The 19,069-nt window shown below is 72.0% G+C and carries 13 protein-coding genes; all 13 read left to right on the plus strand.

Annotation, left to right across the window (positions count from 1 at the left end; all coding sequences use genetic code 11):
* Positions 1-96: 96 nt before the first annotated feature.
* The 13 genes from smc to EDD29_RS04415 all read left to right on the plus strand — a co-directional run bounded on the left by smc (position 97) and on the right by EDD29_RS04415 (position 19,041).
* The gene (gene smc / locus EDD29_RS04355) at positions 97-3,738 is read left to right on the plus strand and encodes a chromosome segregation protein SMC (protein WP_123662519.1); all 3,642 of its coding nucleotides are present in this window, start codon (positions 97-99) and stop codon (positions 3,736-3,738) included.
* Positions 3,739-3,768: 30 nt separating this feature from the next.
* Positions 3,769-4,917 (plus strand): signal recognition particle-docking protein FtsY, encoded by a 1,149-nt coding sequence (ftsY, locus tag EDD29_RS04360; RefSeq protein WP_123662521.1) that lies wholly within the window; start codon positions 3,769-3,771, stop codon positions 4,915-4,917.
* 274 nt (positions 4,918-5,191) lie between these two features.
* Positions 5,192-5,773: a hypothetical protein gene (locus tag EDD29_RS04365; RefSeq protein WP_148085873.1), complete on the plus strand. Its 582-nt coding sequence runs from the start codon at positions 5,192-5,194 to the stop codon at positions 5,771-5,773.
* A 257-nt stretch (positions 5,774-6,030) separates the two neighbouring features.
* On the plus strand, positions 6,031-7,347 hold the full coding sequence (locus tag EDD29_RS04370) for an ammonium transporter (RefSeq protein ID WP_123662525.1): 1,317 nt from the start codon (positions 6,031-6,033) through the stop codon (positions 7,345-7,347).
* On the plus strand, positions 7,344-7,682 hold the full coding sequence (locus tag EDD29_RS04375; RefSeq protein WP_123662527.1) for a P-II family nitrogen regulator: 339 nt from the start codon (positions 7,344-7,346) through the stop codon (positions 7,680-7,682). Before EDD29_RS04370 ends, EDD29_RS04375 begins: the two co-directional genes overlap by 4 nt.
* A 78-nt stretch (positions 7,683-7,760) precedes the next feature.
* Positions 7,761-10,028, plus strand: a complete 2,268-nt coding sequence (locus tag EDD29_RS04380) for a [protein-PII] uridylyltransferase (RefSeq protein ID WP_246052504.1) — start codon at positions 7,761-7,763, stop codon at positions 10,026-10,028.
* Positions 10,029-10,276: 248 nt separating this feature from the next.
* Positions 10,277-11,305 carry a PstS family phosphate ABC transporter substrate-binding protein gene (locus EDD29_RS04385; protein WP_123662532.1) on the plus strand — a complete coding sequence of 343 codons (1,029 nt, stop codon included), beginning with the start codon at positions 10,277-10,279 and terminating at the stop codon, positions 11,303-11,305.
* 90 nt (positions 11,306-11,395) lie between these two features.
* Positions 11,396-12,400 carry a phosphate ABC transporter permease subunit PstC gene (gene pstC, locus EDD29_RS04390; protein ID WP_123662534.1) on the plus strand — a complete coding sequence of 335 codons (1,005 nt, stop codon included), beginning with the start codon at positions 11,396-11,398 and terminating at the stop codon, positions 12,398-12,400.
* Positions 12,401-12,403: 3 nt separating this feature from the next.
* The gene (gene pstA / locus EDD29_RS04395; RefSeq protein WP_123662536.1) at positions 12,404-13,624 is read left to right on the plus strand and encodes a phosphate ABC transporter permease PstA; all 1,221 of its coding nucleotides are present in this window, start codon (positions 12,404-12,406) and stop codon (positions 13,622-13,624) included.
* The gene (gene pstS / locus EDD29_RS04400; RefSeq protein ID WP_123662538.1) at positions 13,621-15,099 is read left to right on the plus strand and encodes a phosphate ABC transporter substrate-binding protein PstS; all 1,479 of its coding nucleotides are present in this window, start codon (positions 13,621-13,623) and stop codon (positions 15,097-15,099) included. Before pstA ends, pstS begins: the two co-directional genes overlap by 4 nt.
* The gene (locus EDD29_RS04405; protein WP_123662540.1) at positions 15,096-17,294 is read left to right on the plus strand and encodes a substrate-binding domain-containing protein; all 2,199 of its coding nucleotides are present in this window, start codon (positions 15,096-15,098) and stop codon (positions 17,292-17,294) included. The genes pstS and EDD29_RS04405 overlap by 4 nt, the downstream gene beginning before the upstream one ends.
* Positions 17,291-18,175 carry a sortase gene (locus EDD29_RS04410; protein ID WP_123662542.1) on the plus strand — a complete coding sequence of 295 codons (885 nt, stop codon included), beginning with the start codon at positions 17,291-17,293 and terminating at the stop codon, positions 18,173-18,175. The genes EDD29_RS04405 and EDD29_RS04410 overlap by 4 nt, the downstream gene beginning before the upstream one ends.
* Positions 18,176-18,192: 17 nt before the next feature.
* On the plus strand, positions 18,193-19,041 hold the full coding sequence (locus EDD29_RS04415; RefSeq protein ID WP_123662544.1) for a phosphate ABC transporter ATP-binding protein: 849 nt from the start codon (positions 18,193-18,195) through the stop codon (positions 19,039-19,041).
* Positions 19,042-19,069: the final 28 nt, after the last annotated feature.

Raw genomic sequence — 19,069 nt, forward strand, 5'->3', positions numbered from 1 at the left:
CACCGGGGTTAAGCTGCTTTCCTTCACTCCCGGCCACCACCGGTCACTCGAAGGCCCGCCGCCGGGGGCCGCATCCGTGAGGGGGACAGTCCGCGCGTGTATCTCAAGAGCCTGACCCTGCGCGGGTTCAAGTCCTTCGCGTCCTCCACGACGCTGCGGTTCGAGCCCGGCATCACCTGCGTGGTCGGTCCGAACGGCTCGGGCAAGTCCAACGTCGTCGACGCCCTCGCCTGGGTCATGGGCGAGCAGGGCGCCAAGTCGCTGCGCGGCGGCAAGATGGAGGACGTCATCTTCGCCGGCACGGCCAACCGCGCGCCCCTGGGCCGCGCCGAGGTCGTGCTGACCATCGACAACTCCGACGGCGCCCTGCCGATCGACTACTCCGAGGTCACGATCAGCCGGCTGATGTTCCGGTCGGGCTCCAGCGAGTACTCGATCAACGGCGACGGCTGCCGGCTGCTGGACGTCCAGGAGCTGCTGTCGGACTCCGGCATCGGCCGCGAGATGCACGTGATCATCGGCCAGGGCCAGCTCGACCAGGTGCTCAACGCAGGTCCCGAGGGCCGCCGCGCGATCGTCGAGGAGGCCGCGGGCGTCCTGAAGCACCGCAAGCGCAAGGAGAAGGCGCTGCGGAAGCTCGACGCGATGCAGGCCAACCTCACCCGCGTGCAGGACCTCACCACCGAACTGCGCCGCCAGCTCAAGCCGCTCGGCAAGCAGGCCGAGATCGCGCGCCGCGCCGCGATGATCCAGGCCGAGCTGCGCGACGCCAAGCTGCGGCTGCTCGCCGACGATCTCGTCACCCTCGCCGCCAAGATCGAGCGCGAGACCGCGGACGAGGACTCGGTGCGCAGGCGCAGGGCCGAGGTGGAGGCCGCGCTGGCCACCGCCCAGGCCCGCGAGGAGCACCTGGACGCCGAGTCGGCCGAGGCCGCGCCCGTGCTGGCCGCGGTCCAGGAGACCTGGTTCCGGCTGTCGTCGCTCCAGGAGCGGCTGCGCGGCGTCGCCGACCTCGCCGCGGAGCGGCACCGGGGCGCGACGGGATTCTCCGGCGAGGAGCGGTTCGGCCGCGACCCCGAGGACCTGGAGCGCGAGGCCGAGGAGGTCCGCGCGCAGGAGGAGGTCCTGGCCGAGCGCCTCGAAGAGGCCCAGGGCACGCTGGAGCAGGCCGTCGGCGAGCGCGCGGGGGCCGAGTCGGCCCTGGCCGCCGAGGACCGGCGGATCCAGCAGCTCGCCAGGGCCGCCGCCGAGCGCCGCGAGTCCCTGGCCCGGCAGCGCGCCGCCCTCGACGCGCTGCGCTCCCGCCTCCAGGCGGCGGGCGCCGAGATCGGCAGGCTCACCGAGGCCCGCCTGGCCGCCGAGGACCGCGCGGTGGCCGCGCTGGCCGAAGCCGCGGCCTTCCAGTCCGAGAACGAGGTCGACCCGCGGCTCGCCGCCGACCTGGAGCTGGCCGAGGCCGCCCTCGCCGCGGCCAAGGAGAGCGCCGCGGCCGCGCGCACGGCGGTCGAGGGGCCGCAGCGGGCGCTCAAGGCGGCCCGCGAGCAGATCACCGCGGCCCGCACCGCCGACCAGCGCGCCCAGAAGGAGACCACCGCCCTCCAGGCCAGGATCGAGGCGCTCGAACTGGGCCTCGGGTCCGCCCCCGACGGCGGTGAGGCACTGCTGTCGTCCGGCCTCGCCGGGGTGGAGGGCACTCTCGCGTCGGCGCTGGCAGTCCGTCCCGGCGCGGAGGCCGCGATCGCCGCGGTCCTCGGTGCGCTGACCGAGGCCGTCGCGGTGGCGTCGCTGGACACCGCGGCCGAGGCCCTCGCGTTCCTGGGCGAGCGCGGCGCGGCCGCCGGACTCGTCATCGGCGCGGCGCCGAAGGTGCCGGGCACGGGCGATCCCTGCCCGTCCGGAGGTGTCTGGGCGGCGGAGCTGGTGACCGTGCCCGAGCCACTGCGCCCCGCGCTGGACCGGCTGCTAGAAGGCGTCGTCGTGGTGGACGACCCGGCGCGGGCGCGGGAGATCGTCGCCGGCGAGCCCCGGCTGCGCGCGGTCACCCGCGACGGCAGGCTGCTGGGCGCCCACTGGGCGCGCGTCGGCTCCTCCAGCGGGCAGGGCCCGCTCCAGATGCGCGCCTCGCTGGACGAGGCGGTGGCCGCGCTCGGCCGGGCGCACGAGGCCGCGGAACTGAGTGCCGCGAGTCTTGAGGAGGCCGCCGAGGCAGAGGCCGAGGCGCAGCTCGCGGTCGAGGAGGCCCAGGCGCTGTCGGCCGCCGCGCAGGCCGGTGTCGGCCAGGCCCAGTCCGAGCTCGACGGGGTCCGCGCCAGGCTCCGCGAGGCCGACGCCGCTGCCGCCCAGGAGGCCAAGCAGGAGGCCCGCCTCCAGGCCGCCGCACACGCGGCCGGGCAGGAGGCCGAGCGGCTGGCGGGCAACGTCCGCGACGCCGAAGACCACCGGGACACCACCGCCGAGCGCCTCGCCGAGATGGAGGAGCGCTACGAGGCCGACGCGGAGGCCGAGCCCGAGGAGGAGCCCGACACCGAGATCCGCGAGGAGCTCGCCGAACGCGTCGGCGAGCTGCGCGGCACCGAGATGGAGGCGCGCCTCGCCGTCCGCACCGCCGAGGAGCGCGCGGGCGCCCTCGCCGGCCGCGCCGACGCGCTGGACCGGCAGGCCGAGGCCGAGCGCCGCAACCGGGCGCTCGCGGTCGAGCGGCGCCGCCGCCGCGAGGAGCAGGCGCGCATCGCGCGGGCCGTCCAGGACGGCGCGCAGATCGCGCTGGCCCGGATCGCGCGGTCCCTGGAGGTCGCGGTCGCCGAGCGGGAGGACGCCGAGCGCCGCCGTGCCGCCCGCGAGGAGGAACTGAAGATCGTCCGCGGGCAGGTCCGCGAGTACGCCACCCAGCTCGAGCGCCTGGTGAACGTGGTGCACGGCAGTGAGGTGGCGCGGGCCGAGCAGCGGCTGCGGCTGGAGCGGCTCCAGGAGAAGGCGCTGGAGGAGTACGGCATGGAGGTGGAAGGGCTGGTCGCCGAGTACGGCCCGGACCAGCTCGTCCCGCCGCAGGACCCCGAGGCGTCGCCCGAGCCGTTCGACCGGGCCGTCCAGGAGAAGCGGGCCAAGGCCGCCGAGCGGCAGATGGCCCAGCTCGGCAAGGTCAACCCGCTCGCCCTCGAGGAGTTCGCGGCGCTGGAGGAGCGGCACGCCTTCCTCACCTCGCAGCTGGAGGACCTGAAGAAGACCCGCAGGGATCTTTTCGACATCGTGAAGGACGTCGACCAACGGGTACAGGAGGTGTTCGCCGCGGCCTACGCCGAGACCGCCGAGCACTTCGCCGGGATCTTCGGCAGGCTGTTCCCCGGCGGCGAGGGCTCGCTGTCCCTCACCGACCCCGACGACATGCTCGCCACCGGCATCGAGGTCGCCGCCCGTCCGCCCGGCAAGAAGGTGAAGCGGCTGTCGCTGCTGTCCGGCGGGGAGCGCTCGCTGGTGGCGATCGCCTTCCTCGTCGCGGTGTTCAAGGCGCGGCCGAGCCCGTTCTACGTGCTCGACGAGGTCGAGGCCGCGCTGGACGACACCAACACCCAGCGGCTCATCGGCGTCTTCGAGGAACTGCGCGACACGTCCCAGCTCATCGTCATCACCCACCAGAAGCGGACGATGGAGGGCGCGGACGCGCTGTACGGCGTCAGCATGCGCGGCGACGGCGTCTCCCAGGTGATCAGCCAGCGGCTCCGCGAGGCCGAACCGGCCTGAGCGCCCGGAGTCTGCGAGACTGGACGGGCTATGGAATATCTGATTCTCGGTATCGCGCTGCTCGTGATCATCGCGGTCGGCGGGACTGTCGCGCTGCTGCGGTCCCGCTCGGGCGCCCCGACCATCGAGGCGCCGCCAGAGGCGCCGCAGATCACCGAACCGAAGGGCACCGGTGCGGATCTCGGGGAGGGCGGGGTCGCCACGGCCCCGGCGCCACCCTCCGCCCAGGCGCCGCCCGCGCCCGAGATCGAGGTGCCGCCGCCGAGCGCGGGCCGGCTCCAGCGGCTGCGCGCGCGCCTCGCCCGCTCCCAGAGCACCCTCGGACAGGGGCTGCTCGCCCTGCTGTCCCGGGATTCCCTGACCGACGACGACTGGGACGAGATCGAGGACATCCTCATCACCGCCGACGTCGGCGTCACCCCGTCCCGGATGATCGTCGACGAGCTGCGCACCCGGGTCCGGGTCGACGGCAAGCGGGGCCCGGACGAGGTCAAGGCGATGCTGCGCGAGCAGCTCATCGCGCAGATCGGCCCGGATCTCCCGCGCGGCCTCAAGGTGGACAAGCACGGGGGCAACCCGGCGGTCGTCATGGTCGTCGGCGTCAACGGCACCGGCAAGACCACGACCACGGGCAAGCTGGCCCGCGTCCTGGTCGGCGACGGCAAGTCCGTCGTGCTGGGCGCCGCGGACACCTTCCGCGCCGCCGCAGCCGACCAGCTCGTCACCTGGGGCGAGCGCGTGGGCGCCAGGACCGTGCGCGGCCCGGAGGCGGGCGACCCGGCCAGCGTCGCGTTCGAGGCGGTCAAGGAGGGCATCGCCGAGGGCGTCGACACCGTCATCATCGACACCGCGGGCCGGCTGCACACCAAGGTCGGCCTCATGGACGAGCTCGGCAAGGTCAAGCGGGTGATCGAGAAGCAGGCCGCGGTGGACGAGGTGCTGCTGGTCCTGGACGCCACGACGGGCCAGAACGGCCTCACCCAGGCCCGCGTGTTCGCCGAGGCGGTGAACATCACCGGGATCGCGCTGACCAAGATGGACGGCACCGCCAAGGGCGGCATCGTCATCGCCGTCCAGCGCGAGCTCGGCGTCCCGGTGAAGCTCGTCGGCCTGGGCGAGGGCCCCGACGACCTCGCCCCGTTCGAGCCCGGCGCCTTCGTCGACGCCATCCTCGGCTGATTTCCCGGAAAGGCCCGCGGAAGATCGGGCCGGAGACCAGGAAGAAAGATCGGTTTGACGGAATCTAGCCGCTGCGGATAACCGGGCTTGGAACGTTCCCCCTCGATCTGTGCTTACGTGAGGAGATAGGCACGAACCCGTACAGATCGGGGGGATCGAAGTGTCAACACCGACCAGGCGCCCGCACGGCGCGACATCCGCGGGGGGAGAGGCCGCTCCTGGGGGCGCGCCGAGCGGTTCGCCCGCCCAGACGACCGGGGGAATGCACGGGGAGATGGCCGCAGAACGCGGTATGCCCCCGCTGCTTTCCGCCGAGCAACGCATCACCTCGACGGCGTCGAAGGCGTCGGCGATCTCCGCGGGAGTGCTGATCATCGGCACTCTGCTGCCGTGGATAAGCGTGACCTTCTTCAGCGCCGCGACGATGAGCGGCGTCCGGTTGTGGGAGGGCAAGATCGCGTTGGTCCTCGCCTTCCTCGCCGGTGCGATGGCCCTGGCCGCGCTGGTGACCGACGGCAACCGCCGCGGCATGCTCATGGGCTCGGCCATCTGCGGCGTCCTCGCGTTCATCGCCTGCGTGGTCTTCGCGTTCCGCTTCGGTAACGCGCTGGACATCCCGCCCGTCCTGGGCGGCAGCGAGGCGGTGGCGCTGGCCGACGCGGGCATCGGCCTGGACGCCGGCTGGTACCTGTCGATCGCCGCGAGCATCGCGCTCACCGGCTTCGCCCTGTGGGGCGCGATGGCGCACAAGCAGACGGCCCAGGTACCGGGCATGGAGTGGGTCGACCCGGGTGCGCCCGGCGGCACCCACACGGCGGGAGGCGCGCACACCAGCGGCACCCACCGTCAGCCCTGACCCTGCCAGGCAAGGGGGACCGGCCCACGCGGGCCGGTCCCCCTTTGCGTCCCGAGATTTCGGGAAAGTCACGGTTCGGACGCTGTATTCGATGATCGCTTGACGCGGGTTGGAACGATGCGAGAGGGGAAACACTTGTGAAACATCGGTTCTGCATGTTTCACACGTCGGAAACATCTGTGCCGCGAGGGTGAAACCGCCGAGGAAGAGTCTTCTGGGCGAAAGGCAAATCCGCACTTGGAGGGGCGCTCTTCCTCATGGATAAGATCGACACCGGCAGTACAGCCTGGATGATCGCGGCCACCGCGCTCGTTCTGCTGATGACCCCAGGCCTCGCCTTCTTCTACGGCGGCATGACCCGGGCCAAGTCTGTCCTGAACATGATGATGATGTCGTTCGTCAGCATGATCACGGTCACCGTTCTCTGGGTTCTCTTCGGCCACTCGCTCGCCTTCGACGCGGCCGGCAACGAGACGGTCAACAAGTTCGTCGGCGGCCTCGACGCCTGGGGCCTGCAGAGCCTGATCACCACGGCCACCTCGGATGAGGGCGGCATGCCGTCCCTCACCTTCTCGGCCTTCCAGCTGACCTTCGCGATCATCACCGTCGCCCTGATCTCGGGCGCCATCGCGGACCGCGCCAAGTTCGGCGCCTGGGTCGTGTTCGGCGGGCTGTGGGCCACGCTGGTCTACTTCCCGGTCGCGCACTGGGTCTGGGGCGGCGGCTGGCTCACCGAGCTGGGCATCGAGGACTTCGCGGGCGGCACGGTCGTCCACATCAACGCCGGTGCGGCCGCTCTCGCGCTCGCCCTGGTGCTCGGCAAGCGCAAGGGCTGGCCGAAGGAGCCCATGCGCCCGCACAACCTGCCGTACGTCCTGCTCGGCGCCGCGCTCCTGTGGTTCGGCTGGTTCGGCTTCAACGCCGGCTCTGAGCTCGCCGTCGACGGCACCGCCGCGCTGGCCTTCATCAACACCCAGATCGCCGCGGCCGTCGCCGCCGGCGCCTGGCTGCTGGTCGAGAAGCTCCGCGACGGCCACGCCACCTCGCTGGGCGCCGCCTCCGGCGCGGTCGCCGGTCTCGTCGCGATCACGCCGGCCTGTGGTTTCGTCGACCCCTGGGCCGCGGTCCTCCTGGGCGTCCTCGCCGGTGCGGCCTGCGCCTACGCGGTCGGCCTCAAGTACAAGTTCGGCTACGACGACTCGCTCGACGTGGTCGGCGTGCACCTGGTCGGCGGTGTCATCGGCGCCGTGGCCCTGGGCTTCCTCGCCCGCTACCCGTTCCTCGACGGCCAGGAGCAGGGTGTCCTGTACGGCGAGCACGGCTGGCGCCAGCTCGGCCTCCAGGTGCTCGGCCCGGTGGTCGTGGGTCTCTACTCCTTCGTGGTCTCCTACATCCTCGGTAAGGTCATCGACATGACCATGGGCTTCCGGATCTCCGAAGAGGACGAGGTCAACGGCATCGACATCGCGGCCCACGCCGAGAGCGCCTACGACCTGGCCCCCTCCCACTCGGGCACCGCCTCCTCGATCTCGGCCCCGGTCTCCGACATCAAGAAGGTTGAGGCTGACGCGTGAAGCTGATCACCGCCATCATCAAGCCGTTCAAACTGGACGACGTGAAGGCCGCCCTGGAGACCTTCGGGGTCAAGGGCATGACCGTCAGTGAGGCCAGCGGCTTCGGCCGTCAGAAGGGCCACACCGAGGTCTACCGAGGCGCCGAGTACAAGGTCGACGTCGTGCCGAAGATCCGCCTCGAGGTCCTCGTCGAGGACGAGGACGCCGAAGAGGTCATCGACGTGGTCGTGAAGGCCGCGCAGACCGGCAAGATCGGCGACGGCAAGGTCTGGTCGACCTCGGTCGACACGGTGGTCCGCGTGCGGACCGGCGAGACCGGAGCCGAGGCCCTCTAGGCGGCTGTCGGGTTCGGGGGAGAGCGCGAGGGGCGTTCCGGAGTACATTCCGGAGCGCCCCTTACTCTGTGCGGAGAGGTGAAGGGCTTGAGTTTCGCGACGGAACGGGCCACCCGGGTGGCCGAGCTTGACGAGTGGCTTGCGGAGTTGGTGGCGGACGCCGAGGGCGTCGCGCTCGTGGCGGTCGGCAGCCTCGGCCGAAGAGACCTCACCCCGGGAGGGGATCTCGACCTCGTCCTGCTGCACGAGGGACGGGCGGACATCGCCGAGCTCGCCGAGAAGATCTGGTACCCCGTCTGGGATCGCGGCCTCCAGCTCGACCATTCGGTGCGCACGGTCGCCGAGGCCAGGGCCGTCGCGGGGGAGGACCTCAAGGCCCTGATGGGGCTGCTGCACGGCAGGTGCGTCGCGGGGGACCGCCGGCTCGCCGAGGACGTGCGCTCCAAGGTGCTGGCCGACTGGCGCGCCTCGGCGCGGACCCGGCTGCCGGAACTGCGGGAGATGACCGCGGAAAGGTGGGAACGGCTGGGCGAGCTCGCCTTCCTCCTGGAAGGCGACGTCAAGGACGCCAAGGGCGGACTGCGCGACGTGCACGTGATGCAGGCCGTGGTCGCGACCTGGGCGGTGCCCGAGCCGTCCTCAAGGGTCAGGGCCGCCTACGACACCCTCCTCGACATCCGTCACGCGCTGCACAAGCGCACGGGCCGCTCCGCCGACCGCCTCCTGCTGCAGGAACAGGACGGCGTCGCCGAGGAACTCGGCCTGGCCGACGGCATCGCGCTGCTCGGGGCCGTCGCCGAGGCCGCCCGGACGATCTCCTACGCGGCCGACACCGTCTGGCGGAACGTCGAGCGCTTCTGCGCCCCGCCCGCGCGCGCCGAGCGCACGCCCATCGCCGACGGCCTCGTCGAGTACCAGGGAGAGGTGGTCCTGGCGCGCGGCGCGAACCTCGCGGACCCGTCGATGCCGCTGCGCGCGGCCGCCGCCTCGGCCAACGCGGGCCTCCCGCTCGCCCCCGCGACGCTCGACCAGCTCGCCAAGTCCTTCACCGCCCTGCCCGTCCCGTGGCCGGAGTCCGCCCGCACCGCCCTGGTCTCGCTGCTGGGCGCGGGCCCCGCGGCGATCCCCGTCTGGGAGGGGCTGGACCAGGTGGGCCTCGTGGTGCGGATGATCCCGGACTGGACCCGGGTCAGGAACCGGCCGCAGCGCAACGCCGTCCACAAGTGGACCGTCGACCGGCACCTCATGGAGGCCGCCGCGGGCGTCGCGGCCCGCATCCGCGACTCCTCCCGCCCCGACCTGCTGCTCGTGGGCGCCTTCCTGCACGACATCGGCAAGGACGGCTCGGGCCGCGACCACTCGATCGCGGGCGCCGAGCACACCCGGGTGATCGCCGCCTACCTCGGCTTCCCCAAGGAGGACGTCGAGGTCCTGGAGGCCGTCGTCCTGCACCACCTGCTGCTGCCCGACACCGCGACCCGCCGAGATCTCGACGATCCGCGCACCATCGAGACCGTCGCCGAGGCCGTCGGGACGCCGCTCGTCCTCGAACTGCTGCACGCGCTCGCCGCCGCCGACGCGGGCGCGACGGGCCCCGCCGCGTGGGGTTCCTGGAAGGCCAGGCTCATCGACGAGCTCGTCCGGCGCACCGGGGCCGCCCTGCGCGGCGACGAGCCGCCGCGCACGCCCGCGCCGACCTCCGCCCAGCTCGCGCTGGCCAGGCACGACGGCGTCGCCGTCCGGGTCAGCAGCTCCGCGGTCCGCGGCACCTGGGCGCGGCACACGGGCGGGTCGCTGAGCATCACCGTGGTCGCCTGGGACCGTCCCGGGCTGCTCTGGCAGGCCGCGGGCGTGCTCGCCCTGCACAGGCTGGTCCTGCGCACCGCACGGACGTTCTCGCACGGCGACGTCGGCGGCGGCAACGCCGTCATCGAGTTCACCGCGCAGCCCGAGTTCGGCAGCCCGCCGGAGCCCGCGTCGATCGAGGCGGACCTGCGCCGCGCCCTCGCCGGGCGGCTCGACGTGGCCGACCGGCTGGAGCGGCGCGCCAAGGCCGTCCGGACCAGGCCCGGCGTGCCGGTCGCGCCGCCCAGGGTCACCTTCGTGGAGGAGGCGTCGAGCACCGCCACCGTGGTGGAGGTCCGCGCGCACGACAGGCCGGGCCTGCTGTGGCGGATCGGCCGGGTCCTGGGCGACTGCGGCCTGCACATCCGCGCCGCGAAGATCGACACGCTGGGCTCGGAGGCCGTCGACGTGTTCTACGTCGTCGGGCACGACGGCGGCCCGGTGACCGACGACGTGCTGCGCGGCGAGATCGAAGAGGACATTCTCAGCGCGCTCGGCTGACGTCGGCGCACGGCACCCCACCGGACACGGTTCCGGCGGGGTGCCGTCGCGTTCCGGCCCTGGGACGCGGTGACCGCGTGTGATGTTCGCTGTCTTTTGTGTTGTTTGTTAGCAATTCGCCTATTGAGGTGAGATCGGACATCTGAACCGGCGTCGTGCGTTCGTCTGGTGGGCCCAAGGTAAGCCTCCGCGAGCTGAGTGGCTCGCCGGCGGCGGTCATGCCGCCGAAGCATCTTCGCGGAGGAAGAATGCTCAAGAAGATGGTCCTCAGCGCGGCGGCAGTCGCGCTGGCCGTCTGCGCCGTCCAGGTTCCGGCGAACGCCGACCCGGGCTTCACGCCGGCCAAGACCGACTTCGTCGGGGTCGGTTCGGACACGACGCAGGACGTCGTGAACGCGCTCGCCGCCGCGTACAACAAGACGAAGCCGGCCAACAAGCTCGCCAGCTTCAACGCGACCGGCTCGGCCACCTTCGTGCCGAAGAAGGGCCTGCCCAAGCGGGCCCGCGTGGTCGGCTCCAGCAACGGCATCAAGGCGCTGCTGGCCGACACCGAGGGCGCTTACGACTTCGCCCGTTCCTCGCGCGCGAAGAAGACCGACGGCAGCGAGGCCACGCTGAGCTTCTACGCCTTCGCGCAGGACGGCGTCACCTGGGCGGTGAACTACAACAGCTTCGCGCCCAAGAGCCTGAAGAAGTCCCAGCTCGCCAACATCTACAAGTGCTCCGGCGCGGCCCGCTACTGGGACCAGGTCGGCGGCAAGAAGAACGGCAAGAAGCGCGTCGCCATCAAGCCGTGGCTGCCGCAGGCCGGCTCCGGCACCCGCTCCTTCTTCCTCGGCGCGATCGGCCTGACCGACGCCCAGGTCGGCTCCTGCGTGAACCAGAAGGCCACCAACATCGAGAACGACGGCACCAAGGTCGGCGCGGGCCGCGCCGCCATCGCGCCGTTCTCCATCGCGCAGTGGGTCGCCCAGGCGATCAACCACAAGAGCGATCGCCACGGCAAGCTCGTCCTCGGCAAGATCTCGGGCGTCTCGCCGACCACCGGCAAGATCACCGTCACCAAGAAGGGCGGCGTCAAGGGCAAGAACATCCGCCTGAACGCCGCCGACTTCCCGCACCAGTTCCTGCGGCTGGTCTACAACGTCGTCCGCACCGGCGACGCCGCCGAGTTCGAGCCGGTCTTCGGCCCGACCGGCTACGTGTGCGACCAGACCGCGCTCATCCGCTCCTACGGCTTCGAGCCGATCGGTGGCGGCTGCGGCGCGCTGTCCTAGCCGCGGCACGCGACTGAAGCACCCGAGCCGAAGGCGACCGGCGCCGTCCGGTCGCCTTCGGCCCTTGTCCTCGTAAGAACGGTCAGCACGATGAGCATCGCCTCTCCGGCGCCTCCCCATGCCGAGCCCGTCGCGGAGCAGAAGCGGCGGACCACCGCGCGCCTCCTCCCGGTGGACGTCGCCTTCCGCACGGCGGTACGCGGCTCGGGCTTGACGCTCCTGGTCATCCTCGGCTTCATCGGCCTCTTCCTGGCCCTCCGCGGCTTCTCGGCGCTCGACACCGCCGGGCACCGCTTCTTCACCACGCAGACCTGGGACCCGGAGCTGCACGACTTCGGCATCGCCTCGGTGCTGCCGGGCACCGTCGAGATCGCGCTGACCGCGCTGGTGGTCGGCGTGCCGATCGCGGTGTTCGCCGCGCTGTACATCAGCGAGTACGCGGCGCCGGGCATGCGCCGCGCGCTGATCGCGCTCATCGACCTCATGGCCGCGATCCCCTCGATCCTCTACGGGCTCTGGGGGGTGACGTTCCTCCAGCCGCGCCTGATCGGAGTCTCGCGCTGGCTGTCGGACCACGCGTCCTTCCTCCCCTTCTTCCGGGTCGACACCGACCACGCGGACCCCGGTTCCTTCACCTCCTCGCACTTCATCGCCGGCCTCGTCGTCGGCATGATGGTGATCCCGATCTGCTGCTCGCTGTCGCGGGAGGTGTTCTCCCAGGCCCCGCAGGCGGAGCGGGAGGCGGCCTACGCGCTCGGCTCGACCCGCTGGGGCATGATCCGCACCGTGGTGCTGCCGTTCGGGCGCGGCGGCGTCATCGGCGCGGCGATGCTCTCGCTGGGCCGCGCGCTGGGGGAGACCATCGCGGTCGTCCTCATCATCTCCCCGGACTTCCGCGCCACCCTCCACGTGCTGGAGGGCGCGGGCAACTCCATCTCCGCGCTCATCGCGCTGCGCTACTCCGACTCCAGCGAGTTCGGCCTGTCGGCCCTCATGGCCGCGGGACTCGTGCTGTTCGCGGTGACGCTCGTCATCAACTTCTTCGCCGCCATGATCATCAACCGCAGCCGTTCCGGCGCGTCGACCGAGGCCTGAGCCATGACCATCGCCGATCCGCGCACCGACCCGCCCGCCGCGACCGACCGGGCGGCGGAGCCCCGGCCGGCGCCGCGCGGCCGCTTCCGCCCCGGTGGCGCCGTCCGCGAGGACCGCTTCGCCCTGGCCGGGGCCGCCGTGGCGAGCCTGACCCTGGTGTGGATCCTGTTCACCAGGCTGCTGCCCTTCACCGGCGCGCTCGGCTTCGCCGCGTGCTGGTACGTGGCCTTCCTTCTCCTGTACGCGGTCATCGTGACGCACGAGCACGGGCGGCTCGCCGCGGCCGACCGCCTGGTGAGCGTGCTCGTGCACAGCGCGGGGCTGCTCACCGTCACCGTCATCGCGGCGATCCTCGGGTTCACCGTGCTGCGCGGGGCGCAGGCGTTCGCGCACGCCAACTTCTTCACCCAGACGATGTCCGACACCGGCGCGCTCGACCCGCTCACCAGCGGCGGCGTGCTCCACGCCGTCGTCGGCTCGCTGATTCAGCTCGGCATCGGGGTGGCCATCGCGATGCCGCTGGGGATCGCCACCGCGCTGTTCCTGGTCGAGGTCGGCGGGCGGCTGACCCGTCCGGTGCGGCTCATCGTCGACACGATGAGCGCGCTGCCGTCCGTCCTGGCGGGGCTGTTCGTGCTCGCCGCCTTCATCCTGACCTTCGGGTTCCAGAAGTCCGGTCTCGCCGCCGCCCTGGCCATCGCGATCATGATGGTGCCGATCGTCACCCGGGCGTCCGAGGTCGTCCTGCGGCTGGTGCCGGGCGGGCTGCGCGAGGCCGCCTACGCGCTCGGCGCCGGGCAGTGGCAGGTCGTGCGGCACGTGGTGCTGCCGACGGCGCGCTCCGGCCTGGCGACCGGCATCGTGCTGGCGATGGCGCGCGGAGTGGGCGAGACCGCCCCGGTGCTGCTGACGGCGGGGTTCGCGCGCGGCATGAACGCCGACCCCTTCGAGGGGAACATGACGAACCTCCCCCTCTACATCTACACCTACGTGAAGTTCCCGCAGCCGGACATGGTCTCGCGGGCGTTCGGGGCGGCCCTGGTGCTGGCGCTCGTCGTCCTCGTGCTCTTCACCGTCGCGCGCCTCCTGGGGGGTGCGGCGCCCGGGCAGATGACGCGCCGCGCCCGCCGCAGGCTCGCGGCGGCCGAGCGCGCCTCCGCCCCGGCCCCCGCCCCGCTGCCGGTGAAGTCACCCCTCCCATCCGAGAAGGAGACGTCCGCATGAGCGCTCGACGTCTGGGGGCGCTCGCACTGGCGTCCCTGATCGCACTCCTGCCCGTCCGCCCCGCCGCGGCGGCCGATTTCGTGCCCGTGACGGGCAGCGGCTCGACCTGGAGCCAGGTGGCGCTGGACCAGTGGGCGGCCGCGGTCAAGAAGAACGGCATCACCGTCAACTACACCGGGTCGGGCTCGACCGCGGGGCGCACCGACTTCCGCAGCTCCCAGGTCGACTTCGCCGTCTCGGAGATCCCCTTCCAGCTGCACCCCGAGGACGGCAGCCCGGCCGAGGTGAGCAAGCGCGCCTACGCCTACATGCCGATCGTCGCGGGCGGCACGTCGTTCATGTACCACCTCACCAAGAACGGCAAGCGGGTGGAGAACCTGCGGCTGTCGGGCGACACGCTCACCAAGATCTTCACCGGGAAGATCACCAACTGGAGCGACCCGGCGATCACCAAGGACATGAACGGCGTGGCGATGCCGAACCGGAAGATCACTCCGGTGACGCGCTCGGACGGCTCGGGCACCACCGCGCAGTTCTCCCTGTGGATGGACACCCAGTACCCCGACCTGTGGCGGCCCTTCTTCAAGAAGAAGGGCCTGACCTCGTACTATCCGACGCTGCCCGGAGGCAAGCAGCAGAACGGCTCCAACGGCGTGGCCGCCTACGTGTCGGCCAGCTACGGAGAGGGCGCCATCACCTACGTCGAGTACGCCTACGCGCGGAACGCGGGCTACCCGGCCGTCAAAGTGAAGAACAAGTCCGGCTACTTCACGCTGCCGACCGCGTCCAACGTCGCGGTCGCGCTCACCAAGGCCGAGATCAACTCCGACCTGACCCAGAAGCTCGAGGGCGTCTACGACAGCGCCGACAAGCGCGCTTATCCGCTGTCGAGCTATTCGTACATGATCATCCCGACGTCCACGCAGGCGCCCTTCACCAAGGAGAAGGGCCAGACGCTCTCGACGTTCATCGACTACTTCCTGTGCTCCGGCCAGCAGAAGGCGCCGGAACTCGGCTACTCGCCGCTGCCGAAGAACCTGGTCGAGGCCGCCTACACGCAGATGAACCGGATACCCGGTCACATCTCGGCGGGGGCGGACCTGTCCACCTGCCACAACCCCACCTTCGAGGGCGGCGAGAACGTGCTGCTCAAGACCGCCCCGCAACCCGAGGCGTGCGACCAGGAGGGCAAGATCCCCTGCGGCGAGCCCGGCGCGGGCACCACCGCCACCGGCGACGCGCCGGACGCGAGCGCCGCGCCGACCGCGGGCGCCACCACGGCGGCCGTCGCCGCGGACGGGCCGGTGGTCGCGGCGGACAGCACCGCCTTCGCCGAGCCGGTCGAGGTCGCGGCGCAGAGCGGGGTGGGGCTGGTCGCCGGGGCGGTCTCCGCCGCGGTGCTGCTGGGGGCGCTCGTGCTGCCCCCGGTCCTCACCGCCTACACCCGCCGCCGCCGCGCGGGAGGACAGCGATGACCCGTCGCACGATCTGGGCCGCCGTCACCGCCGTCGCCGTGGCGTTCTGCACCGCGGCGGCCGCCTCGCCGCAGCCCCCCACCACCCCGTCGGCGACGCCCGAGGCCACCGCGAGCGAGACCCCGGGAGAGACCCCGACGGTCGACCCGAGCCCGAGCACGCCCGCGACCGACGACCCCGAGTACCCGGCGAACACCAAGGGCAAGGTGACGCTCGACCAGTCCACCGACCTGGTCAACCAGGTCATCCGGGTGAGCTGGCAAGGGTTCGAACCGAGCTCCGACGCGTTCCTCAGCGACAGCACCACCCACGTCGTCCGGGTCTACCAGTGCCGCGGTCAGGAACCCGAGTCCATCGCCGACTGCTACGGCTCGGGCTCCTTCACCTACCCCGACAAGCCCAAGGACGGCGGCGTGCTGCCCGACGGGCCGACCAACGCCGTCACCGCCCTGACCGCGAAGAACGGCAAGGGCTACGCCGACGTCGAGGTGCGCACCATCGCCGAGTCGGCGAGCCTCGGGTGCGACACCGCCGGCGACTGCTCGATCGCGGTGATCCCCAACGACGGCGACCCGGCCAGGCCCGCCCTGGACGGCCAGCTCGCCACCCAGGCGTACCTCGACTCCGCCTGGGCCTGGGCCAACCGGGTCGTCGTGCCGATCGGCTTCTCGCCGTCGGCGGCCACCTGCGCGCTGGAGGACGCCGACTTCCGCGTCAGCGGATCACCCCAGGCCAAGCGGCTCATCGAGCGCTGGCAGCCGGGGCTGTGCACGTCCAAGGCGGACGTGGACGTCGACTACACCTCGCTCGGCGAGCCGCTGGCCCGCTCCAGCTTCCAGACCAACGGCACCGACGTCGCGCTGACGACCCGGCCCGAGGACGCCGCCGCGTCGCGCGCGTTCGACTACGCGCCGGTCGGCATCTCCGGCATCTCGATCGCCTACCGGATCGACGACGCCGACACCGGCAAGCCGATCACCGACATCAAGCTGACACCCCGCCTCGTCGCCAAGATCCTCACCGAGTCCTACTCGATGAGCGCCGCGTGCGGACCCGGTGTGAAGGACTGCAACAAGGCGACCGAGGACAACCCGCAGGACATCTTCCAGGACCCGGAGTTCCTCAAGCTCAACGGCGAGGACCGCTCCTGGCCGAGCATGGGCTGGCCGACCGTCGTGTCCGGCGACAACGACCTCACCTACGAGCTGACCCGCTGGCTGGCCGCCGACCCCACCGCCGCGGCCTTCCTCAACGGCGCCAAGGCCCCCGGCGGGATGACGGTGAACAAGAACTTCAAGGGCGCGGAGTTCCCCGCGAGCGCGTTCGTCTCCCGGGACCCGGACAAGCGGTTCATCCACGGGTTCATCCCGGTGCTCGGGCTCTCCGAGGTCGCCCGCTTCCTGGTGACGAACCGGGACAACAGCGAGAACTACGTCAAGGACCAGTACGGCAACTACGTGAAGACCCCGCCGTACGCCGTCGGCAACCGCGGGCTGTTCGCGATCGTCGCCACCTCCGACGCGCAGGCGCTGCGGTTCTCCTCGGCGCGGCTGCGCAACGCGGCGGGCAAGTACGTGGCGCCCACCGACGCGTCCATGGCCGCGATGCTGAAGCACCTGAAGACCAACGCCGACGGCGTGACACAGCTGCCCGACTACGCGGCCGAGGACGCCAAGGCCTACCCGCTGACCCACGTCCAGTACGCCGAGGTGCCCACGAACGGGGTCGCCGCGGCCAAGGCGAAGAAGATCGCCGCGTTCCTCCGGCACGCGGCGGGCCCCGGGCAGAAACCCGGTGTCCGGCCCGGCACGCGGCCCGTCGGCTATGTGCCGCTGACCGCCGCGATGAAGGCGCAGACGAAGAAGGCGGCGAAGGACGTCATCGCCCAGAAGGGCACGATCCCCGAGCCGCCCGGCGCCGCCGCGCCGGACGTGCCGGAGGCCGTCGAGACGTCCCAGCCGGTCTCGCTCCCGGCGATCGGCGCGGGCGCGCCCGCACCCATGGGCGGGCGCCTGTCGGCCGACGCGGCGGCGCTGCTCGGCTGGCTGCTGCCCGCCCTGCTCGGCACCGGCCTCGCGGCCGCGCTGGCCGGGACCGTCCTTTACGGCGCGGGCAGGTTCGGCACGTTCGTCCCGCCGCTGCCGCGCGTGAGTCCGCGCTCCTTCCGGGGCGTGGGAAGGAGGCGAAAGCCGTGACCGCCGTCGAAGAACTCCCCGTGCGGGCGGAGGCGCCCGAAGCGCCCGAGCCGCCGGCGCGGCCGCGCTCCGCCGATCCGCCGCTGCGGATCGCAGGGGTGAGCCTCGGGCTGCTCGGCGTGTTCGTGCTCGGGTTCCTCGCCTACCTCGCGGTGCTCTCCCCGCTCCAGCACGACCGGGACCAGGAGGTCCGCTACGCCGACTTCAGGAAGGAACTCGCCGAGGGCGTCGCGCCCGTCGCCCCGCCGATCTCCGCCGGGGCATCGGTGGCCGTCCTGGAGATCCCCCGGCTCGGGCTGCGCGAGGTCGTCGTGGAAGGGACGACGTCCGCCGAACTGGTGCACGGGCCCGGCCACCGCCGCGACACCCCGCTGCCCGGGCAGCCGGGCATCAGCGTGATCCTCGGACGCGCGGGCACCTACGGCGGCCCGTTCGGCGCGCTCGGCAAGCTGCACACGGGTGACGTCATCACGGTGATCACCGGCCAGGGACTCGCCTCCTACACCGTCAGCGGCGGCGGGCCGTCGATCCTGCCGCCGGAGTCGGGCTCCTCGACCCTCGTGCTGGTGACCGCCGACAGCGGTGTCGCCCCGCACGGCGAGGCGCTGGTGACGGCCAGGCTCACGAGCCGTCCGGTGGCCGGGAACTCCGCGGAGCCGCCGCGCATCGGCCGGTCCGAGGTCGGCCTCAGCGCCGACCCCGGCGCGCTGCTCCCGCTGCTCCTCTGGGCGGAGGCGCTCCTCCTGGCCGCCGGGCTGACGACCTTCTCCTACCTGCGCTGGTCGAGGTGGCCCACCTACGTCGTCTCCTCGCCCGTCCTGCTGGCGGTGCTCTGGAACATCTACGAGAGCCTCGCCCGGCTCCTCCCCAACACGCTCTGAGACAAGACGGGCCCGACATGACCTCGCACGACAAGACCCTGACCGACCTGACCCCGATCGACCGGACGGCCGTCCTGGACGGTCTCACGCGCCGCCCCGGAGGTGGTCTCGTGGCCACCGACGTCTCCGCCTGGTTCGGCGAGCGCAAGGTGCTCGACCGGGTGGGCCTGGCCATGGAGCCGGGCCGGGTGACCGCCCTGATCGGCCCGTCGGGCTGCGGCAAGTCGACCTTCCTGCGGATCCTCAACCGGATGCACGAGCTGATCCCGTCGGCGTCGCTCGCGGGGGAGGTGGCCCTCGACGGCGAGGACATCTACGCGCCGGGACGCCGTATCACCGAGGTGCGCCGCCGCATCGGCATGGTGTTCCAGAAGCCCAACCCCTTCCCCACCATGTCGATCTACGACAACGTCACCTCCGGGCTGAAGCTCTCCGGCCTGAAGACCCCCGACAAGGACGCGCTCGTGGAGCAGTGCCTGCGCCGCGCCGGGCTGTGGAACGAGGTCGAGAAGCGGCTGCGCGCCCCCGGCGGCGCCCTGTCGGGCGGGCAGCAGCAGCGCCTGTGCATCGCGAGGTCGCTGGCCGTCTCGCCCGAGGTGCTGCTCATGGACGAGCCGTGCTCGGCCCTCGACCCCACCTCGACCAGGCGGATCGAGGAGACGATAGGGGAGCTCGCCGCCGAGGTGACCATCGTCATCGTCACCCACAACATGCAGCAGGCGCACCGCGTGTCCGACACCTGCGCGTTCTTCCTCGCCGAGCAGGACACCCCCGGCCGTATCGTGGAATCCGGTCCCACATCGGAGATCTTCGACAATCCCGCCGACCCCAGGACCGCCGACTACGTCAACGGGCGCTTCGGATAGGTAGGCTGTCTGCGTTTCCCATTTTCCG

It is taken from the genome of Actinocorallia herbida (assembly GCF_003751225.1).
Classification (GTDB): domain Bacteria; phylum Actinomycetota; class Actinomycetes; order Streptosporangiales; family Streptosporangiaceae; genus Actinocorallia; species Actinocorallia herbida.

Coding starts and splice junctions, on each gene's coding strand:
- ftsY (WP_123662521.1), top strand. CDS start 3,769: ATGGAATATCTGATTCTCGGTATCGCGCTGCTCGTGATCATCGCGGTC.
- EDD29_RS04365 (WP_148085873.1), top strand. CDS start 5,192: ATGGCCGCAGAACGCGGTATGCCCCCGCTGCTTTCCGCCGAGCAACGC.
- EDD29_RS04370 (WP_123662525.1), top strand. CDS start 6,031: ATGGATAAGATCGACACCGGCAGTACAGCCTGGATGATCGCGGCCACC.
- EDD29_RS04385 (WP_123662532.1), top strand. CDS start 10,277: ATGCTCAAGAAGATGGTCCTCAGCGCGGCGGCAGTCGCGCTGGCCGTC.
- pstC (WP_123662534.1), top strand. CDS start 11,396: ATGAGCATCGCCTCTCCGGCGCCTCCCCATGCCGAGCCCGTCGCGGAG.
- pstA (WP_123662536.1), top strand. CDS start 12,404: ATGACCATCGCCGATCCGCGCACCGACCCGCCCGCCGCGACCGACCGG.
- pstS (WP_123662538.1), top strand. CDS start 13,621: ATGAGCGCTCGACGTCTGGGGGCGCTCGCACTGGCGTCCCTGATCGCA.
- EDD29_RS04405 (WP_123662540.1), top strand. CDS start 15,096: ATGACCCGTCGCACGATCTGGGCCGCCGTCACCGCCGTCGCCGTGGCG.
- EDD29_RS04415 (WP_123662544.1), top strand. CDS start 18,193: ATGACCTCGCACGACAAGACCCTGACCGACCTGACCCCGATCGACCGG.